Raw genomic sequence first — 6501 nt, forward strand, 5'->3', positions numbered from 1 at the left:
TCAGCTGCTTTTTGTTGTTTCTCTTGTGCTTTTACTGCTGCTTCTTGTTGGTTCTCAGCTGCTTCTTTTTCTACTTCCGCTGCATCCTTTGCTGCTTCTTCTACAACTTCCAGTTCATCTTTGGCTAGATCTTCATCCAGATTAGACTGTTCCTCAGCTGCATCTTCTTCTGAAATTTGTCCATCATTCACTTTTTCTTCTAATTCCTTCATTTTGTCTGCAAATTTAGCTTTCTTTTTTGCTAGTTTACCAGACTTCTTCTCTAGATGTTCAAACGACTTTTGCAGATTTTTCATGATTGCTTGCTGTGCCTTTGGATTTTCAACCTTTGCCAGAACAACCAATAGCGAATCAATATTATGAGCAAGTTTGCTTTCTACTGCTGTTTCTTCTGCAACCGTTTCCTCAGAAGTGGCTTCTTCTGTTTCTGGAAGTGTTTCTTCAGCTTGTTCCTGGGTGGCAATAGCTTCCTTCAAGAGCTCCTCAGCCTCCGCTGTTTTTCCATCAGCAATTAACGCATTCGCTTCTGAAATACGCTCAGCAGCAAATTCCGCTATCAACTTTGCTTCCTTGTAATCATCAAAAGTAAAGGCAAGACGAACTTTTTCTGCCATTACCTTTACAAAATAGAAAAAATCACCAGGAATTAACGTTGGAGCCTCTTCGTCAACTTCTGCTGTGTCCTCCGTACCTTCACCACCTAGATCAATCACTTCCGGTTCACCAGATTCTTCTTCACTTATGGGTTCAGCGTCCGTGCCTTCCTCAACAACAGGCTCTGTTCCCTCGGAAGCTGCCTCCTCACTCACAGGGGTTAAATCAACAACAGTTTCCCCAGTTTCTGTTGCTGTTGTTTCTTCAATCACACTTGTTTCAGTTGTTTGCGCACCATCTTCATTAGCAAATGCTTGTCCTGCACCTGCTGAAAAAATAAGCGTTGTAGCGATCATACCAGTTGATAAAATATGCGTTAACTTTTTTGTCTTCATGTTGATTTTGCCTCCCAAAAAGAATTTCTACTAAAATCTACGTTACGGCAGCTCTTTTTTTGTCGGTAATGTTTGGAATTAATTTTAGCAATTTTTATACAAGATTAATATAGTTACCAACTTTCCATATAAAAAAGCACAGAGGGTATCGAAAATGATATCCTCTGTGCTTTTAAAGTTAAGCGGCCTTTAATTTTTTCCAACATGTTTAAAGACGTTGATTGTAAATAAAATAACTCCTATTACAACGACGATGGAACCGATGATGGTTGGTGGAAGTGCTGCTGAGACCCCCAATATCTGTAGAGCAATCCCGCCTAACATGACAGGGACCCCTATATTGTGTAACCAGAACTGAGTTTTCGCCAATTTTGAATTCGCTGCATTTGGATATAAGTGATAAATAACTCCAAATAATGCCATCGATACCCAGCCAAGTAAGTTAACATGTGCGTGAACAGAAGAAAAACGAAAATCATGAATAATCCCCATTATCAGCCCGGCCAACACCCCAATTGTAAAATAAACAACGGCTATTTTTAAATATGCTTTTCCCACTTTGTACCTACCCCCATTTTTCAAATTTTCCAACTATTATACTATATTTCAATTAAATTCCAATATTACTATCAATGGGGGCTTCACAAAAAAAATCCTCCTATTGGGAAGGAGGTTGGATGGATTATGATTGCTTCATATACTCAAGAACCTCTAGATCAATTAACCCAGTACTCTGTTCTCTCATTTCGAAGTTTTCCGTATGAATAAAAGCGGTTAGCGCTTTAAAAATCTCCTCACTGCTTGGCAATTCACTGCTAAGGTAGTTCAATCTTGTTAAATGATGAAGTAATTGATTTTTTATTTCTCCCTCAATCTCGGCAATTCTTTCAGGCTTGGAAGGTGCAAAATACAACTGCTGCAACTGATAAATTCTAAGTAATTCTTTAATCGGATCTTGGTGATCATCTACTCTAAGATCCATATAGCGGTCATTAAAGCCGCCATACCCGCCTTTTTCTTTGACAATATAAAGGGCAGCGGATTGCTTCCCCCTACTATCTCCTCCAGCTTCCTGCCCCGCATCCAACGCAGCGAGGAGCTTGTCAGCCAGTGTTCCAGTAGTTTCTGTAAATACATGTGCCATAGCATCGACTGTTTTTTCATCGACTAAAATATTGCCTTGTGCAGCAAAATGGGTGCCTGTCACCCCGCCGGCCCAATCGTAGCAAGCTTTTCCTGTGAAGGTTGCAGCATTTCCCTTTGAATCAATCAGCCCGACCTGACGCATTTCCCTGTCTAGGTCATCAGCAAGCAGTAATTCCAATGTTTCTTGTGCTGTTTTCCCCTGTTCCATTAGTTCAAGTGCTTTAGGTCCATAAGCCGTATTTGCGTAGGACTGAGTCGCAACGGCCCCGGCACCTGCCTTCGCCCAAGGCACGACTGCACCCACTCCTAAAAACTTGGATTGAACAGCAATTCCCCATTCTTTTTCGAGTGGATCAAAGCCTACAATAGAAAATGTCATAGTAATAGCCTCCTTATTTTCATAAGGCTCTTTTCTTAAACTTTGTTGCTTTTTATAACAAAATTAATGTTTATGCTGTGCATTCTTAGAAAACAGCGGAAACTTTAAAAAGAAAAGAGCTTGTAAACTATAATCAATGGGGTAAAAATAACTATTTTCACGTTAAAATCGGCTTTAAGATTTTAACAACAATCGTTACGAAAACAGCCTTTCATAAAAACGCAGCCCCGATTGTTCAGGACTGCGTTTTGTATTTTATTAATGTGTTTCAATTAGACCATAGCGCCCGTCTTTACGCTTGTAAACAACGTTTGTACGGTTCGTTTCTGCGTTGTTGAACACGTAGAAGCTGTGCCCTAGCAGGTTCATTTGCAGGATTGCTTCCTCGCTGTCCATTGGCTTAAGATCAAAGCGTTTAGTACGAACAAGTTCTAAGTCATCTTCATCTGCCTCTTGAACTTCAGTGTTTTCAGAAGTTGCAAACGTAATCGGTATAACACCCTTTTCACGGAATTTACGATTAACTTTTGTTTTATGCTTGCGGATTTGACGCTCAAGCTTGTCTGAGATTAAATCAATTCCAGCATACATATCAACATTCGTTTCTTCGGCACGAAGGACTAGATTTGGCAGTGGTATGGTTACCTCTACCTTTGACGTTTTATCTTGATTAAATTTTAAATTCACATGTACCGTTGCTTCAGGTGCTTCTGTGAAATAGCGTTCCAATTTAGAAATTTTCTTTTCAACATACTCTCTAATTGCTGGAGTTACCTCAATGTTTTCACCACGAACGTTATAATTCATTTGTGGACTCCTCCTTTATATTCCTATGTAAATACATTTCTATTTTACCCTATGATTCTCCTGCTAAATCCGAATAAAAATTTTGTCGAAATTTTGACAAAAACACAGGGGAAATAGTAAAAAATATAAACCGCTTACAATGGTCATTTAGAAATGTCTCTACACCTTAAGTCTATTATTTTCAAGGACAAATTACCACCTTTAAGTCTTATGAATAAAGTACGGAGATGAAAAATGACTGGAGGAGTTAATAAATGGAACAGCAGGAAAGAAAAACGCTAGCCTGGCACGAAACATTAGAGCTACATGAATTGGTTGCGTTTCAAGCTGTCGGATTAATGAAATTAAAAATGTCTTATAAAAAGGTTCCTGATGCTGAGCTAAAAGAAATCTACAACAAATGTATTCATGAACTTGAGCATAACCTAACTGAATTACTCAAATTTTATCCTTCCGCTGCAGGATACGAAGGCAGGGATGATAACGATGACTATCGTGAGGATGTCGGTTTTTATGCCGGTGACCTTCTCGTTCTTTCAAAAGCCCTAGTTAGGAATCTATCTATTGCTATAACAGAAACTGCAACACCAGCTTTAAGGAATGTTCTGACCAAACAAATAAGCGCGGCTATTAAAGGTCATGAACGGATTTTTAATTATATGCACAAACATGGGCTTTATCCTGCTTACGATTTAGGACGCTTGTTGGGACATGATATAGAGAATGCCCAAAAAGCCTTAAAAATGAAATATTAAAAGACTAGCTGGCTATCGGGCGAGCGTTAAGGAACACACACTTTTCGCTCCCCTTTCTTTTAACAGCTTTGCAGCATGTCTAAGTGTCGATCCTGTTGTATAAATGTCGTCTATTAGCAGTATCTCCTTCCCTGTTAATTCTGTTTGCTGGTTCACTTGAAAAACTTGGGGAATATGAATACGTTCTGCTCGTGATTTTTTCGATTGTTTTTCCAAGTGTATCCGGGTAAGAAGATTTGCAGGGGTTAATCCTGACTCAAGGATAAGTGCCTCTGCTTGATTGAATCCTCGCTCATATAGCCGCTCGCTACTTAAAGGAATGGGTACAAGTAAATCCGGATTTATCCTTCGCAGGGACTCTTTGATAATTTCAGCAAATAGTTTTGCCAATACATAGTCTCCACGGAATTTATATTTTGCCATTACTTCTTTGAAAAAATCATTATAAAGAAATACTGAATGATTTATATCGAGATACCCCTGCCATTCGCTGTCCTCCTCCCACCGAACGCAGTCGTGACACAAATCAACATGTCTAAACCTTTCATCCAAATGACGAAACAACCGGCTACATATTTTACATTTTTCACCTTCAATTTTTTCAAATTTCCCCTCACAGGTTGGGCAAATGAGTAATTCTTTTTCTTCTGAAAAAATGGCTTTCCAACCGATAGCTGGCTGAATACTATCATGACAAATCAAACAATAGTCCTGAAGGAATAGACTCATGAATCAATTAGCCCCCTTTTAACACCCTCATGATTCATGTTGATCATTTGTTTACGTGCTTTAAGCATGGCTTCCGTTTTTCCATAATGAAAAAATGTCACAACACCACCTGGATAATCCTTGCTTCTCCCTGCCCTCCCAGCAATTTGGACGAGGGCACTTTCAGTAAAAATATCATCCTCAGCACCGACAACCGCTACATCAATATTGGGAAATGTTACACCTCGTTCTAAAATGGTTGTCGTCAACAGGATCGGGATGTTTTTGTCTCGCATTTTTTGAACCTTTTCTTTCCGATATGGATCCTCAGCGTGGACAGCTTCAATAGCGGGAGCGAGCAGGCGCAGGATGGGGAGTGCCTTTTCCATTAAGGCTATATGCGGGAAAAAGAGTAGCGTTTGCTTATCATTCCGGAGACGCTCTTTAACCCAGAGAATCACATTGGCTGGCAGCTTATCCTTTTTTAACCCCTTTTGCCAATTTCCACACCAGGTAAAGTGTGGTACTGGTAACGGGTGACGGTGAAATCTGGCAGGAATGGTAGTAAAAGCCCGCTTACCAGTGCAGCATTCCCTTTGCCATTTTTCATTTGGTGTCGCTGTAAGGTAAATCATGGCTGCATCTGGTTTTCTTGCCTGAACAGCCGCATATTGAAGAGATTCCTCTACTGTATATGGAAAAGCATCGACCTCGTCCAAGATGACGGTATCGAAGGCGTGGTAAAAACGGAGCAGCTGGTGTGTAGTTGCTATGGTAAGAGGGGCATAGAGATGGCGGTCCTCACTCCCTCCATATAAGGAAGCGACCGTCATTCCAGGAAACGCCGCTTTCAATCTCGGGCTAAGCTCAAGGACTACGTCCGTTCGCGGTGTCGCGATACAAACTCTTTTTCCGGCAGCAAGCGCTGCTTCAATTCCAGCGAACAGGACCTCTGTTTTCCCTGCTCCACAAACAGCCCAGATAAGCAGCTCTTGATTCTGCTGGATTGCATCCACAACATGATTTGATGCTATTTGCTGTCCTTCCGACAATTGCCCCTTCCACTCGAGAATTTTTTCAGGAAGCAGATGGTCGGGTGCTGGACCATTCCAGCCAAGTAAAGGGGTGCAGGCACTGATTCTCCCCATCATCAAACATTTACGGCAATAAAGGCATTGTTCGCCACACCTCGAACATGGAAAAATAGCAAACCACTGCGTATCTTTATTTCCACAACGGAAACATACTGGCTTATTCCGGTTATATTCAATTCCTTTTTTGTAGGTGATATATCCATTTTCATAATGGTGTTGGATGTCTTCGAGAGGGTATGGGATGTCATCTAGTAAGAGTTGTTTGCCAGTAAGCAGCTTTTGAAGATCAGGATTAAAGGAATAGGAAGGATTTAAAAATGGTTGAGGAATGTTGGGAATTTGGGAAATAGGTAGGGAGTTATGTTTTTCTTTTGTTGGAATTAAATGATTTTCTTTTTGGTAAAAACGCACAGACACACCCCCCTTCCGATAGGTTGATGGTTGTATCATTTAAAGGTTCTCTCAATGATGAATCACTCCTTTATTCTTTTTGAATCCATTCAACAGTGAGTGACAAAATTCCTGCAAATTGTCGAATAACTTTTTAGAAGAATGAAATCGCTAACGCTAGGAAACTCCTATAAGATTTGTCCTCGATGTGGGGGGATTGAGGACTAATCTTC

Annotated in this window: 7 protein-coding genes; 1 reads left to right on the forward strand and 6 read right to left on the reverse strand. The window is 40.4% G+C overall.

Annotated elements, in window-relative coordinates; all coding sequences use genetic code 11:
* The 4 genes from V7124_RS10245 to hpf form a co-directional block, all read right to left on the reverse strand.
* Nucleotides 1–989: DUF5667 domain-containing protein (locus tag V7124_RS10245; RefSeq protein ID WP_335488744.1), on the reverse strand; the 989-nt coding region annotated here is incomplete at its 3' end.
* Between the two features lie 189 nt (nucleotides 990–1178).
* Nucleotides 1179–1547 (reverse strand): cytochrome-c oxidase, encoded by a 369-nt coding sequence (locus V7124_RS10250; RefSeq protein ID WP_335413243.1) that lies wholly within the window; start codon nucleotides 1545–1547, stop codon nucleotides 1179–1181.
* A gap of 124 nt (nucleotides 1548–1671) precedes the next feature.
* Nucleotides 1672–2514 carry a DUF1028 domain-containing protein gene (locus tag V7124_RS10255; RefSeq protein WP_335488748.1) on the reverse strand — a complete coding sequence of 281 codons (843 nt, stop codon included), beginning with the start codon at nucleotides 2512–2514 and terminating at the stop codon, nucleotides 1672–1674.
* 258 nt (nucleotides 2515–2772) lie between these two features.
* Nucleotides 2773–3321, reverse strand: coding sequence for a ribosome hibernation-promoting factor, HPF/YfiA family (gene hpf, locus V7124_RS10260; protein ID WP_335413248.1), 549 nt, complete (start codon nucleotides 3319–3321; stop codon nucleotides 2773–2775).
* A gap of 254 nt (nucleotides 3322–3575) precedes the next feature.
* Here hpf and V7124_RS10265 point away from each other — a divergent pair, with 254 nt between their 5' ends.
* Nucleotides 3576–4076 (forward strand): spore coat protein, encoded by a 501-nt coding sequence (locus V7124_RS10265; RefSeq protein ID WP_335488751.1) that lies wholly within the window; start codon nucleotides 3576–3578, stop codon nucleotides 4074–4076.
* A 12-nt stretch (nucleotides 4077–4088) separates the two neighbouring features.
* On the opposite strand, the gene V7124_RS10270 is transcribed toward V7124_RS10265, so the two are convergent.
* Both V7124_RS10270 and V7124_RS10275 read right to left on the reverse strand, forming a co-directional pair.
* The gene (locus V7124_RS10270) at nucleotides 4089–4805 is read right to left on the reverse strand and encodes a ComF family protein (protein ID WP_335488754.1); all 717 of its coding nucleotides are present in this window, start codon (nucleotides 4803–4805) and stop codon (nucleotides 4089–4091) included.
* Complete coding sequence (locus tag V7124_RS10275) at nucleotides 4802–6289, reverse strand: DEAD/DEAH box helicase (protein WP_335488757.1); 1488 nt, start codon at nucleotides 6287–6289, stop codon at nucleotides 4802–4804. The genes V7124_RS10270 and V7124_RS10275 overlap by 4 nt, the downstream gene beginning before the upstream one ends.
* Nucleotides 6290–6501: the final 212 nt, after the last annotated feature.

This window comes from Neobacillus niacini (assembly GCF_036961885.1).
GTDB classification, from domain to species: domain Bacteria; phylum Bacillota; class Bacilli; order Bacillales; family Cytobacillaceae; genus Neobacillus; species Neobacillus niacini_H.

Coding starts and splice junctions, on each gene's coding strand:
- V7124_RS10255 (WP_335488748.1), bottom strand. CDS start 2,514: ATGACATTTTCTATTGTAGGCTTTGATCCACTCGAAAAAGAATGGGGA.
- hpf (WP_335413248.1), bottom strand. CDS start 3,321: ATGAATTATAACGTTCGTGGTGAAAACATTGAGGTAACTCCAGCAATT.
- V7124_RS10265 (WP_335488751.1), top strand. CDS start 3,576: ATGGAACAGCAGGAAAGAAAAACGCTAGCCTGGCACGAAACATTAGAG.
- V7124_RS10270 (WP_335488754.1), bottom strand. CDS start 4,805: ATGAGTCTATTCCTTCAGGACTATTGTTTGATTTGTCATGATAGTATT.